General features: G+C 67.9%; 15 protein-coding genes. 4 read left to right on the top strand and 11 right to left on the bottom strand.

Translation table 11 applies throughout. The annotated features are described in order from the left end of the window. The first annotated feature begins 1 nt into the window (after window position 1). Entirely contained in the window at window positions 2-1,195 is a 1,194-nt protein-coding gene (locus M2283_RS45250) for an RNA-guided endonuclease InsQ/TnpB family protein (protein ID WP_280882443.1), read from the top strand. A gap of 30 nt (window positions 1,196-1,225) precedes the next feature. Here the strand turns inward: M2283_RS45250 and M2283_RS45245 are convergent, their stop codons facing one another. The 4 genes from M2283_RS45245 to M2283_RS45230 all read right to left on the bottom strand — a co-directional run bounded on the left by M2283_RS45245 (window position 1,226) and on the right by M2283_RS45230 (window position 6,925). Beyond that, the gene (locus tag M2283_RS45245; RefSeq protein WP_280882442.1) at window positions 1,226-3,607 is read right to left on the bottom strand and encodes a glycoside hydrolase family 3 N-terminal domain-containing protein; all 2,382 of its coding nucleotides are present in this window, start codon (window positions 3,605-3,607) and stop codon (window positions 1,226-1,228) included. A 213-nt stretch (window positions 3,608-3,820) separates the two neighbouring features. Beyond that, window positions 3,821-4,717 carry a carbohydrate ABC transporter permease gene (locus tag M2283_RS45240; protein ID WP_280882440.1) on the bottom strand — a complete coding sequence of 299 codons (897 nt, stop codon included), beginning with the start codon at window positions 4,715-4,717 and terminating at the stop codon, window positions 3,821-3,823. 1 nt (window position 4,718) lies between these two features. Continuing rightward, window positions 4,719-5,621, bottom strand: a complete 903-nt coding sequence (locus M2283_RS45235) for a carbohydrate ABC transporter permease (RefSeq protein WP_280882439.1) — start codon at window positions 5,619-5,621, stop codon at window positions 4,719-4,721. Further along, window positions 5,618-6,925: an extracellular solute-binding protein gene (locus M2283_RS45230; protein WP_280882438.1), complete on the bottom strand. Its 1,308-nt coding sequence runs from the start codon at window positions 6,923-6,925 to the stop codon at window positions 5,618-5,620. Before M2283_RS45230 ends, M2283_RS45235 begins: the two co-directional genes overlap by 4 nt. A 562-nt stretch (window positions 6,926-7,487) precedes the next feature. On the opposite strand from M2283_RS45230, the gene M2283_RS45225 reads away from it, so the two are divergent. Then, window positions 7,488-8,516, top strand: coding sequence for a LacI family DNA-binding transcriptional regulator (locus M2283_RS45225; RefSeq protein ID WP_280882437.1), 1,029 nt, complete (start codon window positions 7,488-7,490; stop codon window positions 8,514-8,516). 270 nt (window positions 8,517-8,786) lie between these two features. Here M2283_RS45225 and M2283_RS45220 read toward each other — a convergent pair whose 3' ends face one another. The 6 genes from M2283_RS45220 to M2283_RS45195 form a co-directional block, all read right to left on the bottom strand. After that, window positions 8,787-10,643 carry an RICIN domain-containing protein gene (locus M2283_RS45220; protein ID WP_280882435.1) on the bottom strand — a complete coding sequence of 619 codons (1,857 nt, stop codon included), beginning with the start codon at window positions 10,641-10,643 and terminating at the stop codon, window positions 8,787-8,789. A gap of 55 nt (window positions 10,644-10,698) precedes the next feature. Next, a complete protein-coding gene (locus M2283_RS45215) occupies window positions 10,699-12,456 on the bottom strand; it encodes an amylo-alpha-1,6-glucosidase (protein WP_280882434.1) in 1,758 nt (585 codons plus the stop codon). Window positions 12,457-12,574: 118 nt separating this feature from the next. Continuing rightward, on the bottom strand, window positions 12,575-13,420 hold the full coding sequence (locus M2283_RS45210) for a carbohydrate ABC transporter permease (protein WP_280882433.1): 846 nt from the start codon (window positions 13,418-13,420) through the stop codon (window positions 12,575-12,577). Then, window positions 13,417-14,388, bottom strand: a complete 972-nt coding sequence (locus M2283_RS45205) for a carbohydrate ABC transporter permease (RefSeq protein WP_280882431.1) — start codon at window positions 14,386-14,388, stop codon at window positions 13,417-13,419. Before M2283_RS45205 ends, M2283_RS45210 begins: the two co-directional genes overlap by 4 nt. Before the next feature lie 20 nt (window positions 14,389-14,408). After that, window positions 14,409-15,656: a sugar ABC transporter substrate-binding protein gene (locus tag M2283_RS45200; protein WP_280882430.1), complete on the bottom strand. Its 1,248-nt coding sequence runs from the start codon at window positions 15,654-15,656 to the stop codon at window positions 14,409-14,411. Between the two features lie 139 nt (window positions 15,657-15,795). Then, a complete protein-coding gene (locus M2283_RS45195) occupies window positions 15,796-16,836 on the bottom strand; it encodes a LacI family DNA-binding transcriptional regulator (RefSeq protein WP_280882429.1) in 1,041 nt (346 codons plus the stop codon). 302 nt (window positions 16,837-17,138) lie between these two features. Here M2283_RS45195 and M2283_RS45190 point away from each other — a divergent pair, with 302 nt between their 5' ends. Further along, window positions 17,139-17,402 (top strand): hypothetical protein, encoded by a 264-nt coding sequence (locus M2283_RS45190; protein WP_280882428.1) that lies wholly within the window; start codon window positions 17,139-17,141, stop codon window positions 17,400-17,402. Here M2283_RS45190 and M2283_RS45185 read toward each other — a convergent pair. After that, window positions 17,351-17,536 carry an integrase core domain-containing protein gene (locus tag M2283_RS45185; RefSeq protein ID WP_432423226.1) on the bottom strand — a complete coding sequence of 62 codons (186 nt, stop codon included), beginning with the start codon at window positions 17,534-17,536 and terminating at the stop codon, window positions 17,351-17,353. The two genes, M2283_RS45190 and M2283_RS45185, sit on opposite strands and share 52 nt — an antisense overlap. A gap of 474 nt (window positions 17,537-18,010) precedes the next feature. Between M2283_RS45185 and M2283_RS45180 the strand changes: the two genes are divergently transcribed. Beyond that, entirely contained in the window at window positions 18,011-20,065 is a 2,055-nt protein-coding gene (locus M2283_RS45180; protein ID WP_280882427.1) for an alpha-L-fucosidase, read from the top strand. Window positions 20,066-20,244: the final 179 nt, after the last annotated feature.

Here is a 20,244-nt window from a genome sequence, read left to right as displayed (position 1 = left end):
TATGGCGCGGCAGGTCAAGCGGGCGTTCAAGTACCGCTTTTACCCCACAGGCGAGCAGGCGGCGGAGTTGTCGCGCACGTTCGGCTGCGTGCGCCTGGTCTACAACAAGGCGCTGGAAGAGCGCACGCGGGCCTGGTACGGCGAACAGCGCCGCATCTCCTACGTGCAGTCCTCGGCCGCACTCACGCAGTGGAAGAAGACCGGGGAGCTCGCCTTCCTTACCGAGGTGTCCTCGGTCCCGCTGCAGCAGGCGCTGCGCCATCTCCAGACGGCGTTTGGGAACTTCTTCGCCCAGCGTGCGAAGTACCCGCGTTTCAAGTCCCGCAAGAAATCCCGTGCGTCGGCCGAGTACACCCGCTCGGCCTTTACGTGGCGTGAGGGACGGCTGACGCTGGCGAAGATGGCCGGCCCCCTGGACATCCGCTGGTCGCGTCCACTGCCCCAGGGCCAGGAGCCGACCACGGCGACCGTGTCGCGTGACGCGGCGGGACGCTGGTTCGTGTCGCTGCTGTGCGAGGACTGCATTACCCCGGCTCCGGCCACGAAGAACGCGGTCGGCATCGACGCCGGGATCACCTCCCTGGTGACCCTGTCCACCGGGGAAAAGGTCGCCAACCCCCGGCACGAGCGGCGCGACCGCGCCCGGCTGGCCAGGGCGCAGCGGGAGCTGTCCCGCAAGGCCAAGGGCTCGGCGAACCGGGAGAAGGCCCGCGAGCGGGTTGCCCGCGTGCATGCGCGGATCGCTGACCGGCGCCGCGACCACCTGCACAAACTGTCGACCCGGCTCGTCCGTGAGAACCAAACGGTCGTGATCGAGGACCTCACCGTCCGCAACCTGCTGAACAATCACACGTTGGCGCGCGCCATCTCGGACGCGTCCTGGACGCAACTGCGGTCGATGCTGGAGTACAAGTGCGCCTGGTATGGGCGTGAACTCGTCGTGATCGACCGCTTCTTCCCCAGTAGCAAGCTGTGCGGGAACTGCGGCACTATCGCGGCGAAATTGCCGCTGAATGTCCGCGCGTGGACGTGCGACACCTGTGGTGTCGTGCATGACCGCGACATCAACGCGGCCCGCACCATCAAGGCGGCCGGGCTGGCCGTCTCGGCCTGTGGAGCCGGTGTAAGACCTCACGGGAGCACTCCTGGCGGGCAGCCGGCGTCGAAGCAGGAACCCCTACAGCGCGAGCCGTAGGAACCCCCCTCCTCCAGGAGGGGGAGGAAGTCAATCCCGGGCAACCGGCTCCTGCCCGACGGTGGTGTGCAAGCGCCGCGTGTGATCCACGTGGCGCTCGGCTCCGGTCAACGTGACCCTGGCCGTCAGGCGCGGGTCCGCGCTGGAGGCGGCCAGCCGCAGTTCCAGCTCGCCCGGTTCGACGACGCGCCGGCCGTCGCGTCCGGTGAAGGAGGCGAGGTCGGCCGGGACCGTGACACGGACGCGGCGGCCCTCGCCCGGCTCCAGTTCGACCCGGGTGTAGCCGACGAGACGCTGCACCGGCTGGACGACGGAGGCAACCGGGTCGTGCAGATAGAGCTGGACAACCTCGGTTCCGGCCCGCCCGCCTGTGTTGCGGATGGTGAAGGCGAGGCCGAACTCGCCGTCCGTAGGAGCTTCCTGGACGTCCACGCTCAGATCAGTCCACTCGAACCGCGTATAGGACAGGCCGTGACCGAAGGCGAACGCGGGGGTCGGGTCGATGCTGGACACCTCAGTGGCCTGAGCGAGCCGCGCCCCGAGGTACGTGGCCGGCTGGGAGCCCGGCCCGCGCGGCACGCTGACCGGGAGACGTCCGGAGGGATTGGTACGGCCGCTGAGCACCCCGGCGATCGCGTGGGTCCCCTCCTCCCCCGGGAAGAAGGACTGCACGATCGCAGCGGACTCCTCCACGGCGCGGCCCAGGGCGTACGGTCGTCCCGCGAGCAGGACGGTGACCACGGGTGTCTCCAGGTCGAGCAGGGTGTCGAGCAGTTGTTGCTGCGCGCCGGGCAGCACCAGCGCCTCGACGTCGCATCCCTCGCCACTGGTGCCCCGCCCGAAGAGTCCGGCGCGGTCGCCGAGCACCACCAGGGCGACGTCCGCCTCCTGTGCCACCTGGGCGGCCTCGCCGATGCCGGAAAGATCTCCGTCGTCGATTCCGGTGCCGCGGGCGACCGTGATTTCGGCGTCGGGGAATTCGGCGGCGAGAGTGTCGCGCAGCGTGGGCAGCTCAATGCCCAGTGGGGTACCGGGATGGCGGACGCCGATGTGCTGGGGGAAGGAGTAGCAGCCCAGTACGGCGACGGGCTCGTCGGCGTTGGGGCCGAGCAGGGCGATGCGGCGCGGCCTGTCGAGCGGCAGGGTGCCGTCGTTACTCAGCAGCACAACTGCTTTCTCGGCGACCGTGCGGGCCAGCGCGCGGTTCTCCGGGCCGTCCAGGTCGATGCGGCCGCGCAGGGCGGCCGGATCGACCAGGTCCGCCCCGTCGAGCGCGGCCGGCATGGGGTTCCAGTCCGGGTCGAGCAGGCCGAGCATCGCCTTCTGGGTGAGTGTCCGGCGCAGGGCGCGATCGACCAGCGCCTCCGGTACGCGGCCGTCGGCTACGGCCTCGGTCAGGGGCGCGCCGTATGTCTTGACGTTGGGCAGTTCGATGTCGATGCCCGCGCGCAGCGCCGTGCAGGCGGCGCCGGCCCAGTCGGCCGCGACGCCGTGCAGGGTTTTGAGGAAGGCGATGGCGAAGTAGTCGGCGACGACTGTGCCGTCGAAGCCCCACGTGTCGCGCAGCAGTCCGGTGAGCAGATCCTCGTCGGCCGCGGAGGGCATGCCGTCGGTGTCGGTGTAGGCGTTCATCACCGACCGGGCGCCGCTTTCTCGGATCGCCATCTCGAAGGGGGGCAGCAGGACGTCGGCGCGCTCACGCGGCCCCATGGAGGAGGGGGCGAGGTTGCGGCCGGCGCGAGAGGCCGAGTAGCCGACGAAGTGCTTGAGGGTGGCGACGATCCCGGCGGACTCGAGGCCCTGCACGTAGGCCGTCCCGATGGTGCCGACGAGGTATGGGTCCTCGGCGATGGTCTCCTCGACCCGGCCCCAGCGGGCGTCGCGCATCACATCCAGGACGGGCGCGAGTCCCTGGTGGACGCCGACGGAACGCATGTCGCGGCCGATGGCGGCGGCCATGCGCCGCACCGTGTCCGGATCGAAGGTGGCGCCCCAGGACAGCGGAACGGGGTAGGCCGTCGCTCCCCAGGCCGCGAAGCCGGCCAGACATTCGTCATGCGCGAGAGCGGGGATGCCGAACCGGTTGGTGGCGGCGATACGCATCTGGGTGCGGGCCAGGGAGAGCGCACCCAGGGCGGGGTCGACCGGGACCGTGCCGAAGGGCCGGGTCAGCTGGCCCAGTCCGGTGGGCAGGAGTGCGTCGAGATCGACGGCCTCCTCCATGTCGTGCTGGTGGGGGGCCACTTCACCGCCCTGGTCGGAGGCGCCCACCCACACTCCGTACAGTTGGGCGGTCTTCTCCTGCAGGGTCATCGCGCCGATCAGGGCGTCGACTCTTGCGGCGACGGAAACGGTGGGGTCGTTCCAGAGGGAGATTCCGGGGATGTTCTCTACAGCCACGTTGGCGTTCACTTTCTTCCCACGCCCGTCAGACCCTTGGCCGGGGCGCGATGGGCGAACAGGTAGACGAGCAGGACTCAAGGCGGGGCAGATCGCGTCCGGGCTCCGGCATCGGCCCGGATCCGCGTCGCCCGCCCATCGGGGGCCGGGGCTGTCGCTGCTTCCAGGGTTGGTGCAGGGCCCGCGCGACCACGGGCCGGTCACCGGACACGGCGTCAGCGTCGGTCAACGGCTGAATCCGGCGGTCAGTCCGCTCAGCAGCTGGCGGCGGCCGAACGCGTACAGCACCAGGACGGGCAGTGTGGTGAGGACGACGGCGGCGAGAACGGCAGGGACATTGACCCCGTACTGGCCCTGGAAGGTCCACAGCGCGAGCGGCAGGGTCCGGCGCTCAGGGCTCTGGGTGAGGATCAGCGGCAGCAGGAATCCGTTCCAGATGGTCAGCGAGTTGAAGATGGTCACGGTGAGGATGGCCGGCCGGGTGAGCGGTGCCGCCAGCCGCCACAGGGTCGTCCATTCGGTGGCGCCGTCGACCCGCATCGAGTCGAACAGCTCTTTGGGTACGTCGCGGATGAAATTGGTGAGCACCAGCACGGACAGCGGGATGGCGAAGGCGATCGACGGGAGGATCAGCGCTAGCAGATTGTCGTACAGGTGGAGTTTGATGATGATCAGGTAGACCGGGATCACCGTCGCCTGCAGCGGGATGGCCAGACCCATGAGGAACAGTCCGTTCACCGCGCGAAGAACCCGCATGCGCCAACCGCGAACGATCGCGTAGGCGGCCATGAAGGAGAACACGACCGCCGGCACCACGGCGCCGGCGGTGACCACGACGCTGTTCACGAAGTAGCGAAGGAAGTCGGACTCGATGACCAGCCGGTAGTTGTCCAAAGTCGGGTCGCTTGAAGGCACCAGTGGGTTACTCGCGTAGTAGCGGCTCTGGGCCTTGAGACTGGTGATGAGGGTCCAGTAAAGAGGCACGGCGACAATGACGAGCCAGAGCCATCCGGCCAGGCCGCCGACCCAGTTGTGGCGGCGGGCCTTCTGACGGGAGCGTCGCTGCCGCTCGCGGTGGGTGGCCTTCTGTGATTGTCGCGACTCGGTCAGGGTGGTGGTCACGTCAGGCCCCCTCGAGTTGGCTCGCGCCGGCGTCCCGGCCACCGAGTCGGCGCAGCAGCAGGGCGAGGGCCAGACCCACCAGGACGAGGATGACCGCGATGGCGCTGGCCGGTCCCATCAGACTGGCCTGGAACGCCCGCTTGTACATGTCCAGTGCGAGGACCCGGGTGGCGTCGCCGGGGCCGCCCTCGGTGAGGATGAAGATGAGGTCGAAGAAGGTCAGCGATCCGACCACCATCAGCGTGGACGAGGTGATGATGGTGTACTTCAGCTGGGGCAGGGTGATGCTGAAGAACTGCCGGATCCGTCCGGCTCCGTCCAACTGCGCCGCCTCGTAGAGGGACTTCGGGATCTGCTGGACACCACCCTGGTAGATCAGGGAGTGGAACGGGACGAACTGCCAGGAGACCACGAAGATGACGACTCCGAACGCGAGCCCGGGCCGCCCCAGCCAGTCCTGGCTCAGCGCATGGATCTTCAGTCCGGCACCGAGCCCGAAGTTGGGGTCCAGCAGGGCCTTGTACGCGATCGCGATGGCCGCGGAGCTGAGCATCAGCGGGACGAAGTACACCACTCCCAGCACCGCACGGTAGCGCTGGCGGCCCGCCATGAACGTGCCGAGCAGAATACTCAGCGGCGTCTGAACGGCCCAGGACACGGCCATCACCAAAAACGTCACCCACAGGGCATGCGGCAGCCCGGGGTCGGTGAGCACCGCACGCCAACTGGTCAGCCCCGACGGGTGGATGGTGCCGATCCCGTCCCACGTGGTGAAGCTCAGCGCGAAGACACCGACGAGTGGAACCACGGCGAAGCCGACGAAGACCACCAGCGCCGGCACCGCCAGCCACGGCAGGATGCTGCGCGGTTCGCGACGCGGCCGATGGCCGGTGAGTGAACTCATTTGCCGATGACCGCGTTGAGGTTGCCGGCGAACTGCTTCGGTGAGATGGACAGTTGGAACAACTTGACGATGTTGTCCAGCAGGGTCTCGGCGGCCGTCGGACTGAGCGCCTGGTCCCAGGACTGGCCGAACACCTTGGCCTTGCTGGCGATGTCGTAGGTGAACTGCAGGAAATCGGCGCTCTTGGAGGCGGCCAGCAGCTTCTTCGTGCCCAGCCGGATCGGGACCGACCCAGTGTCGATCCACGCCTTCACCTCCGCGTCCTGGAGGACGCCCGTGGCGAAGAAGTCCTTGGCGACCTTCTTCTGCTCGGCGCTGGCCTTCGAGGAGATGGACAGGTACTGGGCGGGGTTGCCGACGGTGTCGCTCTGATCGCCCTTGCCGCCTTCCACGGGCGGGAAGGTCATGTAGCCCAGCGAGCCGCTGGAGACGAAGTCCCCGCCATCCGCCTGCTGGATGCCGTACGACCAGGCCCCGTGCAGCATCATCGCGGCCCTGCCGGTGTACAGCAGCGCCTGGTCGGCGTTGGAATCCGCGGTGATCGAGGAGAAGCCCTTGACGAACCCGTGGGCCTTGACGAGCTCCTGCACCTTGGTCAGCGCGGTGATGGCGTCCGGGTTGGACCAGGCGTTCTTCTCACCTTCGATGATGGCCTGGAACACCTCGGAACCACCGATGCGGTCGAACAGGAACTCCAGCCACATCATGTTCGTCCACCGGGACTGGCCACCGAGGGAGAACGGCGCTATGCCCTTCGCGTTGAACTTGGGCACCAGCGCCATGATGTCGTCCCAGGACTTCGGCGGACTCACACCAACCTGGTCGAAGACCTTCTTGTTGTAGTAGAGGATGATCGGCTGCACGGCCTCGACCGGCATCGCGTAGATCTTGCCGTCCACCGTCGCCGCGCCGAACGAGGACGGGAACAGCCCCTTCTTGACCTCGGAGTGCTCGTCGAACCACGAGGTGAGGTCCTCGACCTGGCCCGCCTCCGCGTAGGTGCGCAGCGTCCCGCCGCCCCAGCCCCAGATGATGGTGGGCGCCTGTCCGGCGCCGATGGCGGTCTTGATCTTCGTCTTGTACGCGTCGTTCTGGAAGGTCGTGTCCTTGATCTGCTCCTTGGGGTGGGCCTTGTTGAACGCGTCCACCGCGCCGGCCCTGACACCTTCCTGCGGCTGACCGTTCAGGTACCAGTACGTGGCCCCGCCGCTCGTGCCGGGGCCGGACGAGCCGCAGGCCGCCAGCGCCGCGGAGGCCGGCACTGCGGCGGCCAGGCCGAGGAGGGTACGTCGGGAGAGCGCCATGTCTTTTCTCCGCACTCGAGAGCCAGAGGCTTCTCGTGAGTCATGGTGAAAGGTTTTCGAAACAACCTTCTTCTAGCTCTGTCCGTGCAAATTAGGTTTCGGGCTGACGCCCTGTCAAGACATGTGCAGACACGCGTTGTCGGGCAGCAGTCAGGCTGCGTAGCATAGGGCGACAGTCACCTTCGAGAGACCTTGGCGGGGACCGAAACTGTTTCGAAATCGGTTGGTTGTGGGCAAGAGTGAGGCGATGGCTGCGGCTGACTCGCTGTCGGTGCAGGTCATGTCACACCGGCAGGGCGAGGTGCCGCCGATGCGGGAGCGGGGCGCGGTGCTCGTCGGGTCGCGGCACACGGTCCCGGAGGGTCGGCGCGCATGCGGATCGGATCGCGTTCACCGGACGCGATCTCACGCACATCCTCGGACGCGTCGAGGTCGAGGAGCCCGTCGGTACCTCCCTGGACGATCTCGGTGCCGCGCTGCCGTACGGTTGACCGGTTCCACCCGCGTTGCCGGTCCGACCGGCGGCTCACCACACTGGTGGACGTACAGCTGAGAGGAACCGATGCGACCGAACGCCAGGCGCACCACTTTGGCGGACATCGCCCAAGCGGCCGGGGTTTCCGTCGCGACCGTGTCCAAAGTGGTCAACGGCCGCGGTGACGTGGCGGCGCACACCCGCACCCGGGTGCAGGAGCTGCTGCATCAGCACGATTACCTCGCGCCCGTGTTCCGTCACACCGAGGCCGTCGAGAGCCCGACCATCGAGGTGCAGTTCCAGGGCGGCCTCAAGTCGTACGTGGCCGAGACCCTGGAAGGCATCATCGACTCCGCCGCCGAACTGGGGGCCTCGGTGGTGATCAGTAAGGCGTCCCGTGCCCCACACTGGGCGCGGGACCTGGTCTCAGCCGGGCGCCGCGCCGTCATCGCGGTCACCAGCGTGCACACCGCGACGCACCTGAACGAACTGGCCCGGGCCGGGCTGCCGCTGGTCGTGCTGGACCCACTGCACCTGCCGGACAGCCGGGTCAACAGCGTCGGGGCGACCAACTTCGCCGGCGGCCTGGCCGCGACCCGGCACCTGCTCTCCCTGGGCCACCGCCGCGTCGCCTATCTCGGCGGACCGACCCTGGCCGTATGCAACCAGGCACGCATGCACGGCTACCGCGCCGCCATGGAGGCGGAAGGAGCGCAGGTACCCAGCGCCTATGTCCGGCCCGGAGAATTCACGTACGAGACCGGGTTGCTCGGCGCCACGGTGCTGCTGGACCTGGAAGAGTCACCGACTGCGATCTTCGCAGGCAACGACGAGATCGCCCTCGGTGTCATCGAGACCGCCCGCGCCCGAGGCCTGCGCATCCCCGAAGACCTGAGCGTGGTCGGCTTCGACGACACAAGCCTCGCCCAGATGGCCTCACCGCCACTGACCACCGTGCGCCAGCCACTACGGGAGATGGGCGGTGCCGCCCTCCGCACCGCCCTCCGCCTGGCCAACGGCGAAAAGGTCGAGTCCCACCACATCGAACTCGCCACCGAACTCGTGGTACGGGCCTCAACCGCGCCGCCCCGCGAACAGACTTCGGCGCGTGGGTAACCACAAGTGAGAGGTCTTCGGACAGAATTGGCGAACCGGTCGCAGACGTCTCCCGCGCGGGCCGCCGTGAGCGGGGCGATGAAGACGCGGCTGCCCTGCTTGGGCAGCTGACAGAACCCTCGAAAAATCCCATCGTTGCAGGTCAGCGGCGCTCCCCATTTATTTGATCAAGGCCTGGACAGGCCTCTCGCGAAAGCGAGAGGCAAGGCAATGCCCTCGATGGGGAGGGGCAGTTGGAGTGCCCCTCCCCATCGGCGTGCGTGACGGCGGTCAGCTCTTGCCGAGCAGTCGCCAGATCTGGTTCTTCTTGGTGCTCAGTACGCTCGCCGCGTCGCAGGTCCACTGATGGATCTGCGCGCCGGCCGCGGTCGAGACATTGCTGACATCGACGCACTTGCCGCTGTGGACCGCGGCCAGTTGGTAGTCGTGGCTGTTGCCGAGTGCGGTGACGGGGTTGAGGGTGAACTGCTGGTTGGTGGCGCCGTTGCAGGTGTACTGGATGACGGCGGCGCCGTCGGTGGTGGAGGCGCCGGAGACGTCCAGGCATTTCCCGCTGAGTTCGTTGACGACGGTGTAGGTGTTGGTCTTGCCGCTGACCGGCTTGAGGTCGAGCATCTGCTGGTGGCCGCCCTCGCAGTAGTACTGCTGGTACTGGGTGCCATTGGCTGTGCTGAGGTTGGTGTCGTCCAGGCACTGACCGCTGTTCTGGCTGACGGCGACCGTGGAAACGGTCGTGTTGGACGGGGGCAGCAGGGTGACGGTGTAACCGTCCTTGGCGTTCGTCCACGGCAGGTTCACCGAGGCGGCGTTGCCGCTGACCGTGAGGGTGGTGTCGGCGATGGTCTCCGGACCGGTCACGGCTGCCCCATTGCTGTACGGGACACGCTGGACGATGGCGCGGACCTGGCTGTTGGCCACGACAGACGTCGTGTTGAGCCCCGTCAGGTTGACGGTCACGGTCCCGGTGTTGCCACTGCTACCGAGCAACACCTTGGCGTTGGCGGCCGAGTTGTCCTTGGTGGCCAGTCCGTCGGTACCGGTGCCCGGCGTGAGTTTGACGATGTTTCCGGTCTGCGAGCCGTAGTAGCGGTACATGAACCACTCACCGAGCGGCAGGTACTGGCCCGCGCTGTTCTTGGTGAGCAGGTTGGCCTCGTTGTCGTGCAGGGCGGTTCCCGAGGCCCAGTTGCCTCGCAGGCCGTCGGCACCGGCCCGCTCCAGCCGGCCGATGAACCAGGCGCCGCCACCCGGCGATTGCATGGACAGGGTGGCGTACTCGTTGATCTGGTACGCGCGAGTGTTGGTCAACCCGGCTGCGGCGAGCGTGGAGTTGGCGCGGCCGACGTCGGTGGCAGGGTCACCGGGTTCGTCGTGCCAGCTGTAGATGTCGGGGGCGACGTTGTTCGCCTTGATGTACGTCAGATACGTCGTCCACCAACTGTTGGAGGAGTTGGGCTGGCCGGCGATGCTGGGGCCGACGATAAGCTGGGCGGGGAACGCGGCGCGGACCTTGGCGTAGAAGCGCGACCACATCTGGAGGTACTGCGTCTGCGAGGCGCCCCAGAAGCCGCTGCCGTCGGGCTCGTTCCACAGGTCCCACTGGACCGTCATGTTGTTGGCCTTGACGTCACTGATGAGCTGGGCGGCGAAGGAGTCGAACTGGGTCCAGTCGCCGTTGTCGCCGGGCCAGCCCTGGCTGGTGGTGCCGTCGGCGCCCCACAGGTCGTGCGGCAGCAGGACGAAGGTGCCGCCGAGGGCGGCGGTGCGCTTGTACTGGGCCAGGGTTGAGGCCCAGCGGGTCTGGTAGTCGGCGAGGCTGGTGGCGTAGCCGCCGCTGTTGAGCTGGGCGCCGCCGGCTCGCATGAAGTGCCACTTGATGTCTTTGAAGAAGTGGTCCTGGGGCAGCGAGCCGTCCGGGGTCATTCCGTAGATCATGCCGGAGGCGTGGTAGGTGGGGGCGCCGCCTGCGGTGGAGAAGTCGACGGTGACGGAGGTGTCGGCGGCCTGGGAGGGGGCGGCGGGCAGGACGGTCCCGGCCAGTGCGGCGAACAGGGTGACGAGGGCCGATGCCGCTCGTCGTCCGATGCGGTGTCTGCGTGCTGTTCGGGGCAGGGGTGTGGTGTGCATGGCGGCTCCTGATTGAGGGGGGTGCTGCCTGGGCGCGGCCCGCCCAGGTGGTCTGTCAGCCGCCGACGGCCTCGGCGGCCTCGGCGCGTCGGAACTCGTGGGCTTCGGCGAGGAGGAGGTAGCTGCTGGCCGTCCAGGTGTAGGCGCGGTCGCGCAGGCCTGCGCCGGTGAGGGCGTCGAAGTTCTCGGCGAAACCCGAGGTCTCGCACAGGGCCCGGAAGCGGGAACTGATCTCGTCCGCGAGGCGGCCGTGGCCGGCACGGCGCAGACCGTCCTCGATCAGGACGGTGGACGGGGCCCAGATCGGGCCGCGCCAGTAGCCGTCGTCCAAGTAGTGCGGCGAGGTGGGACGTTCGGTTGCGAGACCGTACTGGGTGAGGTGGGCCTCGATGCGGTCGGCCAGCGCGTCGCTGATGCTCTCGGGCAGATGCTCGCCGAGCACGATGGGCATCAGGTCGAGCAGGCTGTGGCTCGTCCAGGTGGCCCCGCCGTCCGCCGAGCGGGCCACGAACCGGTCGCCGGTCCACAGCTCGTCGAGCAGCGCCGCCTGCGTCACGTCGGCCGTTCGTGTCCACTTGTGCGTGTCGTCCGTCAGCCCCAACTCATCTGCCAGGTCGGCGAGTTCGCGCAGCTGGAGGACAAGGAAGGCGGACAGGTCGGCGCTGACGATCACACGCCCGGAGTCGAAGGTGGTGGCGTTGTCCCAGCCGCTGTCGTTGCCATGCTGGTAGTGCGGAAGGGCGGACCCGGGCGCGCGCCGCATGGTGAGCCAGAAGTCGGTCCATCGCACCAGCCGGTCGTACACCTGGGTCAACTCGGCCTGGCTGAGCGGATCGCGGAGCCGTTGGCGTAGATGGCGCAGGGCCCAGCCGTGGATGGGCGGCTTGACGAAGTTGTAGAGGATCTCCGAGTGGGTCACCGAGTCGGGCAGCGCGCCGGTCTCGTCCTGGTGGTCGAAGGGCAGGGAGAACTGGTCCAGGGCGAACGTGGGGCTTCCGGCAGCCAGGGCAAGGGAGTTGAAGCAGTGGTCCCAGCTCCACACCTTGTCCATCCAGTGCTTCGACATCAGCACCGCGGGCCGGGTGACGAAGCCCAGCGGTCGCACGCTCGCCGACCACAGCACGTAGGCGGCGAGTTCGGCAGCGGGCGTCTTGGACGTGCGCCAGGGCGCGACGGAGTCGGCGAAGACGTCGAAGGCGGCGCGCGCGGTGTCCACGATCTGGTCGAAGGGTGCCGAGGACGCGTAGGGGCGGCGCGCGGTCTGGTACTCCTCGACTGCGAGCTCCCAGGCCGCACCGGCTTCGGCGTCGATCGTCACACCTCGGGCGGCACTGCCCAGGCTCTGCGTGCCCAAGGCCTCGGTCACGGTCCCCGACAGCACGGTGACGCGGTAGCGCCGGCCGGTCTCGTACGAGGTGAACACATAGGCGTCCGCGCCGGGTTCGCGGTAGAAGTAGGTGCCGCTGAACGGGGTCAGTACGGTTGCCGCCGCGCCGATGTGCAGGCTGAGTCCGGCACCACGCAGACGTACGGTGTCCGGCGATTCGTAGGTGAGGTCGATGCGGCCTTCGCTCCCGGTCCAGCTGAGCAGGCTCGGTGTCGCGTGCGGATCGGTGGCGGTGCGGTCGCCGGTGGCCGGGTCGAGCGGGACCAGACGCAGCACGGCGTGCATGCCGTTCTGGTGCGAGACGAGATGCAGGTCTTCGGCGTACGTCTTCTCCGCCACCACGGGTGAGATGCCGAACCAAGACCCGCGTGTACTGAACGGGATGTCGTGGACGGAGAAGGCCGGGCCGGACGGGGCGGCGGTCATGCAGCGTGACTCGTTTCTGGAGCAGGGGCGATCGGCGCGTGAGGTGGGTGATCGGCTTTTGGGCAGGCCGGAGCGACAGGCCGGCGAGCAGCCGGAACCCTGACGAGGTGCGGAGGGGTCAGTCCTTGACGGCGCCGGCGGTCACGCCGGCGGCGACGTAGCGCTGGGCGAGGACCAGGATCACCGCGGCGGGCAGTGAGGCCACGACGGCGGTGGCCATGATGGCGTTCCACTCCTGGTTGTTGTTGCCGATGTAGTGGTAGATGCCGAGGGTGATCGGCTCGTGGGCGCCGCCGTTGGCGAGGGTGCTGGCGAAGACGAAGTCGGACCAGGACCACAGGAACGCGAACAGCGACACCGTGACGACGGCGTTGCGGCTCATGGGCAGCACGATGGACCGGAAGGTGCGCACCGGCCCCGCGCCGTCCGTCTTCGCGGCCTGGAGGAGTTCGCCGGGGATGCCGGACATGAACGCGGTGAAGATCAGTACGGCGAACGGCACGGCCAGTGTGGAGTCCGCGACGATCAGGCCGGGCACCGACTGGAGCAGGCCGAGGTTGAGGTAGATGGCGTAGAAGCCCATCGCCATGATGATGCCGGGGATCATCTGGGCGACCAGGAAGAGGAAGCTGAGGACGCCGCCGCCGCGCGGGCGCAGTTTGGCGAGTGCGTAGCCCGCGGGCGCCGCGAGTGCGACGGTGAGGACCACGGTGCCCAGGCCGATGACGAGGCTGGTGCCGAGGTAGGGCAACTGCTGGTCCAGGACGGCTCGGTAGCCCTCCAGGGTGCCATGCACGGGGATCAGGTCCGGCGGGCTCTTGCGCATGTCCTGGTCGCGGGTGAAGGAGACGTTGAGCATCCAGTAGACGGGGAAGAGCATCACCGCGGTGAACAGCACGCCGATGGCGGTCTGCCACCACGTACGGCGGCCGTGCCTGCCCCTGGCGGTTCGCGTACTCGTCATGACAACCCCTGCTTCCGCTGGACCCTGATGTAGACCAGTCCGAACACCAAGGCGGCGACTACGAGCAGGTTTCCGACGGCCGCTCCCGGACCGAAGGCGGGCAGCATGTTGCCGAAGCCGAGTTGGTAGGACCAGGTGGCGAAGGTGGTGGACGAGTCGGCCGGGCCGCCCTTGGTCATGATCCAGATGATGTCGAAGACCTTGAGCGTGTAGACGAGGCCCAGTAGCAGGGTGATCGCGGACACCGGGCGCAGCAGTGGGAAGGTGATGCGCCTGAACCGCTGCCAGGCGTTCGCCCCGTCGAGGGCGGCTGCTTCGTAGAGGCTCGCGGGGATGGACTGCAGACCGCTGTGGAGGACAACCAGATTGAACGGGACGCCGATCCAGATGTTCGCGATGATCACCGAGGCCAGCGACCAGCCCGGTGCGGTCAGCCAGTTCACCGGCCCGATGCCGACGGCGTGCAGAGCTGAATTGACGACTCCGGAGTCGCTGTTGAGCATCCACGACCAGGTGGACGCGGAGACGATCAACGGCAGCAGCCAGGGCACGAGGAAGAGGGCCCGCAGGGTCGCGGAGAGCCGGAAGCGCTGGTTGAAGAAGACCGCGAGGGCCAGGCCGATGGCGTATTGGAAGACCAGGCATACGGAGGTGAAGACCACGGTGTGCAGCAGGGCCGGGGCGAAGGTCGGGTCGTGGAGAACATTGCGGTAGTTCGCCAGGCCCGTGAACGGTGCGTCGCCCTGGACGAAGGACCGGACGGTGTAGTTGCGCAGGCTCAGATCGATGTTGCGGTAGAGGGGATAGGCGTAGAAGAGGACGAGGTAGAGGGTCACCGGTGTGAGGAATGCCCAGGCGGCCCACTGCTGGGAGGTGGGGCGGCGCCGGGCCCGGGGCGGTGCGGTGGGAGCCGCACCACTCGCCAGGCGGACCGGCCGCCGGTGCGACACTTTCGTCGTATGGCTCATCAACAGGCCCTGGTTCCCGGCTACTTGACGGCGGACTGCGCCGCGGCCAGCGCGTCCTTGGGCGACTGCGCACCACTGAGTGCGGACTGGACCGCCTTCCACAACTGCTCGGAGATCTTCGGGTACTTGGTGCCCAGGTCGTCGCTGGTGCGCCCCTTGGCCGCCTTGACCGCGTCGACCCAGGGCTTCAACTCGGCGTTCGCCGCGACCTGCTTGCCCTGCACCTCGGAGGTGGGCGCCACGTAGGACAGCGTGGTGTCGGTGTTGAGGAGGTTGTCGGTGCTGGTCAGGCAGGTCACGATCTTCTGCGAGGTGGCGTAGCGGTCGGTCTTGCCCTGGACAGGGATGGTGACGAACTCGCCGCCGGTCGGGGCGGACGCGCTGGCGCCGTCGGCGGCGGGGACGGGGATGACCCCGTAGTCGAAGCCGGCCTTCGCGGCGTTGGCGAGCTGCCAGGTGCCGTTCTCGCTGAACGCGTAGTCGCCGCTCGCGAACTCCTGCCAGCTGGTGGTCTGTGTGTTGTTGAGGACGGAGTTGGGGGCGTAGCCGTTCTTCAGCCAGTCCTTCCACAACGTCAGCGCGGTGACGGCCTGGTCGGAGTCGAGCGCGGTCAACTGGGCGCCCGATCCCCAGTACCAGGGCAGGAACTGGAAGGTGCCCTCCTCCGTGCCGATCGCGGAGAACGTGATGCCCTTCTTGCCGGCCTTCTTGACCTTCGCGAGCGCCGCGGTGAGCGACTTCCAGTCCTTGACCGTGGCTATGTCCACCCCGGCCTGCTTCAGCACCGTCTTGTTGTAGTAGAGGCCGAGGGTGTTGGCGCCGATCGGCGTGCCGTACGTCTTGCCGTCCGACTGTCCGGCCGCGAGGAGGTTGGCGTCCACCTTCGAGGTGTCCAGCTTGTTGTCCTCGGTCGTGGTGAGGACGCCGGCCTCGGCCAGGGTCGACACCACCGGGTTGTCGACGATGAGGACGTCGGCGGAGTTGTCCTGCTGGGCGGCGAGCAGCGCCTTGTTCGACAGGTCGCTGGTGTCGAACGCGGTTCGCTTGATCTTCACCCCGGCCTTGGTGCCGCAGGCGTCGAGCAGCTTCGCCCACGCGGAGCTCTTGTCGAACTGCGGGTACGGGTCCCAGATCGTGTAGGTGCCGCTGTCCGCGGCCTTGTTGCCGGTACTGCCCGAACCGGAGGAACAGGCGGTGGCAGTGCCGGCGACGGCGAGGACGGTCACGGTCGCGGCGGTGAGGCGGAGCCCTCTGACGGAGCTGTGCATTGCGCGTTCCTTCGTTTTCGGGCACGGGTGTGCCGAGGGAGGGTGACGAGGGGGAAGCGGGCATGCCGGACAGTCACGGCGGCGATGAGGTGGACGGCAGTGCCCGTGATCCGTGGTGAGCAGGTGGGGCGGGGCTAGGTCAGCGGGACTCGATGGACGACGGCAGGCCGGGGCCGGGGCCGGGGCCAGTACTGGCGCGGAGCGAGATCGGCGGGGTCAGCAGGTGGTGCCGGGGCGGCGCGTCGGGGTGGTCGAGCCGCTCGACGAGGAGGTCGACGGCGCGGCGGCCCATCTCCTCCGCCGGCACATCCGCCGCGGTGAGCTGCGGGGTCACCGTCTCCGCCCACCGGCCCGCCACGACGCCGGTGACGGAGAAGTCGCGCGGCACATGACGACCGGCCTGGGTCAGTCCGCGGTACAGGCCGCCGAGCGCGGCCTCGTTGAGGGTGACCAGAGCGGTGGTGGCCGGGTCGTCGTGCAGGATCTGTTCGAGGCAGGCCTGGCCGGACGCGGCGTCGTCCCCGCAGCAGTACGTCCGGACGGTGAGCCCGCGTTCGGCCGCGGCCTTGGTGAAGCCGTCGAGCCCACGGTGAGCCGACTCGTATCCCGTCCGCAGCAACTGCTCGGGGCGGTTGACGAAGGCGACCCGGCGGTGACCGAGGTCCGCGAGGTGATGGACGCACGCCGCCGCCAGCGCGGTGTGGTCCAGACCGACCCACCAGGTGCCCTCGGGATGCGCGCTCCGGCCGATGGCGACGGACGGAAAGTCGAGGGCGGCCAGGTGATCGACCCGGTCGTCCTCCAGTCTGATCTCCATCAGGATCGCGCCGTCGACCCGCCGCTCCCCCAGCATCCGCTGGAACGAGCGGTCGCTGTCGACGCCGCTGGGAGACAGCAGTACGTCGTAGTCCTGAGCGGCGGCCGCCTCCACCACGCTGCCGATGAAGTCGAGTTGCATGCCGGTGTAGTGGTTGCCGGCGGGCGGGAAGACCAGGCCGATCGTGTTGGTCCGGCCGTTGGCCAGGGCGCGCGCGCTGGCGTTGGGTCGGTAGCCCAGTTCGTCGATGACGTGCTGGATCTTCCGGCGGGTGTCCTCCGACACGGGGCGCTTGCCGCTCAGCGCGTAGGACACGGTGCTCCGCGAGACACCGGCCCGCCGGGCGATCTCACCGATGTTCACGGGCACTCCTTGGATGGATCGAACCGGTTCGATGGTGCGAGGGGCGACAGCCGGTCATCGAACCGGTTCGCGTGAAGTGAACGTAGGAACAACCACTGCGGCTGTCAACACCTCTGACCACACACCTCGTAACAGCTCCGAAACTCGGGGGGAACTGCCGCAACTCCCTGTGCCGGAGCTATTGCTGGTGGATTTCGGCGGTGCTAGCTTCCCGACCCACCGTCATCGAACCGGTTCGATCCGCGTCGTTCGGCGTCCGAACCCGCAGCACAACCACGGAGACCTCAGTGCGACGAAGACCGATGAGAACGACGAGAGCCGGCGCCGCGGTGGCGGCCATCCTCGCCACCCTGCCCACTGCCCCCTCCGCCGGCACCGCCCACGCCGCGGATCCGGAACGGCTCGTCATCGATCTGTCCGCCGACACCGGCGCCTTCCACGGCGCAGCCGCCGGCTCTCTGTACGAGGTCTACGGCGACGGCGCACGGGCCTTGACCCGGAATCTGGACACGGGCTATGCGGCTGGGGCCAGGGTAGTTGATGTTGTTTCGAGTGCTGTCTCGTAGGCGCTGGGGCTGCGTTGTCCGAGGCTGGAGTGGCGGCGTCGGGTGTTGTAGCGGTGCAGCCAGCGGAACACCTCGAGGCGGGCTTCGAGCTCGTCGGCCCAGGTATTGCGGCCCTGAAGCGCCTCCCGCTGCAGGTGGCGTGTCGTATCCCCGAGCTACCGAGAGGCCCTGCCTTCATGCGCGCACCACGCGAAGATCACTCCGGCGGGAAACTTGTTCGGCCCGCACGTTCCATGATCGGTTGGGATACGGCTTCTGAAACCCCGTCAACCCGTCCTGACCAGCTGATCAGCTCCTCCCGCACGCCGGGGAACCTCACGTTCAGCTCGGGTGCTGGGTCCTGATCGCGAAGAGCTACCCCAATAGATCCCATGTATGGGATCTCAGTCGACGACGGGTGAGTGACCTTTCGGGCGCAACCCCTCCGGAAACAAGGCACCTTTCCCCCGATCTTGGACCAATCTTGCCCTACCTGTAGACGCAGCCATCATGGTTCTCCTATAAATCCATCCGATGTCTTCAGCAGGGTGACACGGAGCAGGGTCGCCATGCCGACCTTCCGCGCCTAACGTCCTGTCCTCCCCCACCTCGACACATGGAGCCGCACCATGTCCTCTGCCTCCCTGAGCAGACGCTCCCTGATGAAGGCCGCCGCCCTCGCCGGAGGAGTGGCGGCCTTCGGGCTGCCGCAGGTTTTGTGGCCTTCCACCGCCGCGGCGTACGCCGTCCCCTCGAAGATGGACTGGTGGTACCAGGCCCGGTTCGGGATGTTCATCCACTTCGGGTCCTACTCGCAGCTCGGCCAGGGCGAGTGGGCGTTCACCAACTCGCAGTGGACCAAGGCGAACTACCAGACCCAGGTCACCCAGAACTTCAACCCGACCCAGTTCAACGCCGCCCAGATCGCCGAGCTGGCCAAGAACGCCGGCATGAAGTACCTCGTGATCACCGCCAAGCACCACGAGGGCTACGCGATGTGGGACTCCAACGTTCCCGGCTTCACCGACACCACCGGCACCAAGCTGTACAACCTGCACGACTTCAAGGGCTTCCAGGCCGACCCGCTCATGCAGCTGAAGACCGAGTGTGAGAGCCGCGGGATCAAGTTCTGCCTGTACTACTCGATCCTCGACTGGAACCACCCCTCCCAGACCGACCGCCACGACAACGGCCTCACGACGATGTCGTCGCAGGCCGCCCGCACGGGCTACATCGCCGACATGAAGGCGCAGCTTCAGGAGCTGCTGGACCGCTACGATCCGGCACTGCTGTGGTTCGACGGCGACTGGTTCAACGAGCCGCCCAGCGCCACCCTGCAGGACTGGTGGCTGGAAGCGGACGGCGCCGACCTCTACAGCTGGCTGATCTCCCGTAAGCCCGGCCTCATCGTCAACGAGCGGGTCAAGCGCGGTCACCGTCTCGCCGACTACGACGTCGCGGAGTTCGGGGTGCCCGCCGAGCCGATGGGCCGACAGTGGGAGCGGTGCGCCTCCGTGAACGACGCCTGGGGCTACAACGCGTCGAAGGAGAACACTTACAGATCCGTCAAGGACGTCCTCCAGGAGCTCGTCACGGTGGTGTCCCGGGACGGCAACCTCCTGCTGAACATCGGCCCCAAGGGCGATGGCTCCGTCACTGCCGGTTCCCAGACCGTCCTGAACGGCCTGGCCTCATGGATGGCGACGTACAGCGACAGCGTTCACGGCACCAGCGGCAGCCCGTTCCTCAGCGACCCCGCATGGGGGGTGGTCACCAAGAAGAGCGGCAAGCTCTTCGCCCATGTCCTCACCTGGCCCACGAACGGCCAGCTGCAGATCCCGATGATCGACAACACGATCAGCCGCGTCTATCTGCTGAACAACCCTTCGGTCTCGCTCTCGTACACCGTCACCGACCAGATCAACGTCAGCGTGCCAGCCACCGCGCCGAACGCCGACCTCTCCGTGGTGTGCGTCGAGGTCCAGGGCATGCCCACGAGGGTCTCCCCGACGGTGTTCCAGAACGTCGGCTACCAAGGCACCCGCGCCGCTCTGCCGCTGGGCAGCTACACCTCCGCCCAGCTGTCCGCCGCCGGTCTGGGGCCCGCCCAGGCCTCCTCCATCCTGGTGCCCAACGGCTACCAGGTGACGGGCTACTCCGGCGACAACTTCACCGGCACCGGCTGGACGTTCACCTCGAACGCCGCCGACCTCCGGACGACCGGTAACAACGACGCCATCGCCTCGCTGAAGGTGACGTTCAACCCGGTCACGTACTTCCGTCTCGGCAACGCCACGAGCGGCCTGGTGCTGGACAGCGGCGGCAGTTTCAGCAGCGGCTCGAACCTGAAGCAGTGGGAGCCGGTGGACAACGCCAATGTCCAGTGGCAGGCGATCGAACTCGGGAACGGTTACTACAGGCTCGTCAATCGCACCAACGGCCTGGCCGCCGACGGGTGGGGCGCCACCAGCAACGGCGACCCGGCCCGGCAGGGTACCTGGAACAGCGGCACCAACCAGCAGTGGCAGATCACCGACCGCGGCAACGGCCAGTACTCGATCGCCAACCGCGGCACGGGACTGGTCCTCGACGGCGGCGGCGTGGTCCCCGCAGGGTCCGTGGCCAAGCAGTGGTCGTGGAGGCAGAGCACCAACCTGATGTGGACGTTCAAGCCGGTCGGCTGACGGGCGAGCCCCCATGGCATGCCGGCAGTCTTCGTAGGCGGGCGCCTCCCAGCCGATAGGTGCCCGCAGCGGCACGGGGGCTGAATCCCTGGAGACCCTTGGTGAACCGATGTGCGTCACCCGAAGGTTGGGCACGGGTGACGCACCTGCCAGGCTGCTGCCGCAGCGACACATGAGAG

It is taken from the genome of Streptomyces pseudovenezuelae (assembly GCF_029892565.1).
Classification (GTDB): Bacteria; Actinomycetota; Actinomycetes; order Streptomycetales; family Streptomycetaceae; genus Streptomyces; species Streptomyces pseudovenezuelae_A.
The sequence above is the reverse complement of the archived record's forward strand: the minus strand, read 5'-3'. Positions and strand labels throughout refer to the sequence as shown.

Bases quoted from the DNA above. Each gene is read 5' to 3' on its own strand.
- M2283_RS45210 (WP_280882433.1), bottom strand. From the start codon at position 13,420: ATGACGAGTACGCGAACCGCCAGGGGCAGGCACGGCCGCCGTACGTGG.
- M2283_RS45200 (WP_280882430.1), bottom strand. From the start codon at position 15,656: ATGCACAGCTCCGTCAGAGGGCTCCGCCTCACCGCCGCGACCGTGACC.
- M2283_RS45180 (WP_280882427.1), top strand. From the start codon at position 18,011: ATGTCCTCTGCCTCCCTGAGCAGACGCTCCCTGATGAAGGCCGCCGCC.
- M2283_RS45230 (WP_280882438.1), bottom strand. From the start codon at position 6,925: ATGGCGCTCTCCCGACGTACCCTCCTCGGCCTGGCCGCCGCAGTGCCG.
- M2283_RS45250 (WP_280882443.1), top strand. From the start codon at position 2: ATGGCGCGGCAGGTCAAGCGGGCGTTCAAGTACCGCTTTTACCCCACA.
- M2283_RS45225 (WP_280882437.1), top strand. From the start codon at position 7,488: ATGCGACCGAACGCCAGGCGCACCACTTTGGCGGACATCGCCCAAGCG.
- M2283_RS45215 (WP_280882434.1), bottom strand. From the start codon at position 12,456: ATGACCGCCGCCCCGTCCGGCCCGGCCTTCTCCGTCCACGACATCCCG.
- M2283_RS45205 (WP_280882431.1), bottom strand. From the start codon at position 14,388: ATGAGCCATACGACGAAAGTGTCGCACCGGCGGCCGGTCCGCCTGGCG.
- M2283_RS45235 (WP_280882439.1), bottom strand. From the start codon at position 5,621: ATGAGTTCACTCACCGGCCATCGGCCGCGTCGCGAACCGCGCAGCATC.
- M2283_RS45220 (WP_280882435.1), bottom strand. From the start codon at position 10,643: ATGCACACCACACCCCTGCCCCGAACAGCACGCAGACACCGCATCGGA.
- M2283_RS45190 (WP_280882428.1), top strand. From the start codon at position 17,139: ATGAGAACGACGAGAGCCGGCGCCGCGGTGGCGGCCATCCTCGCCACC.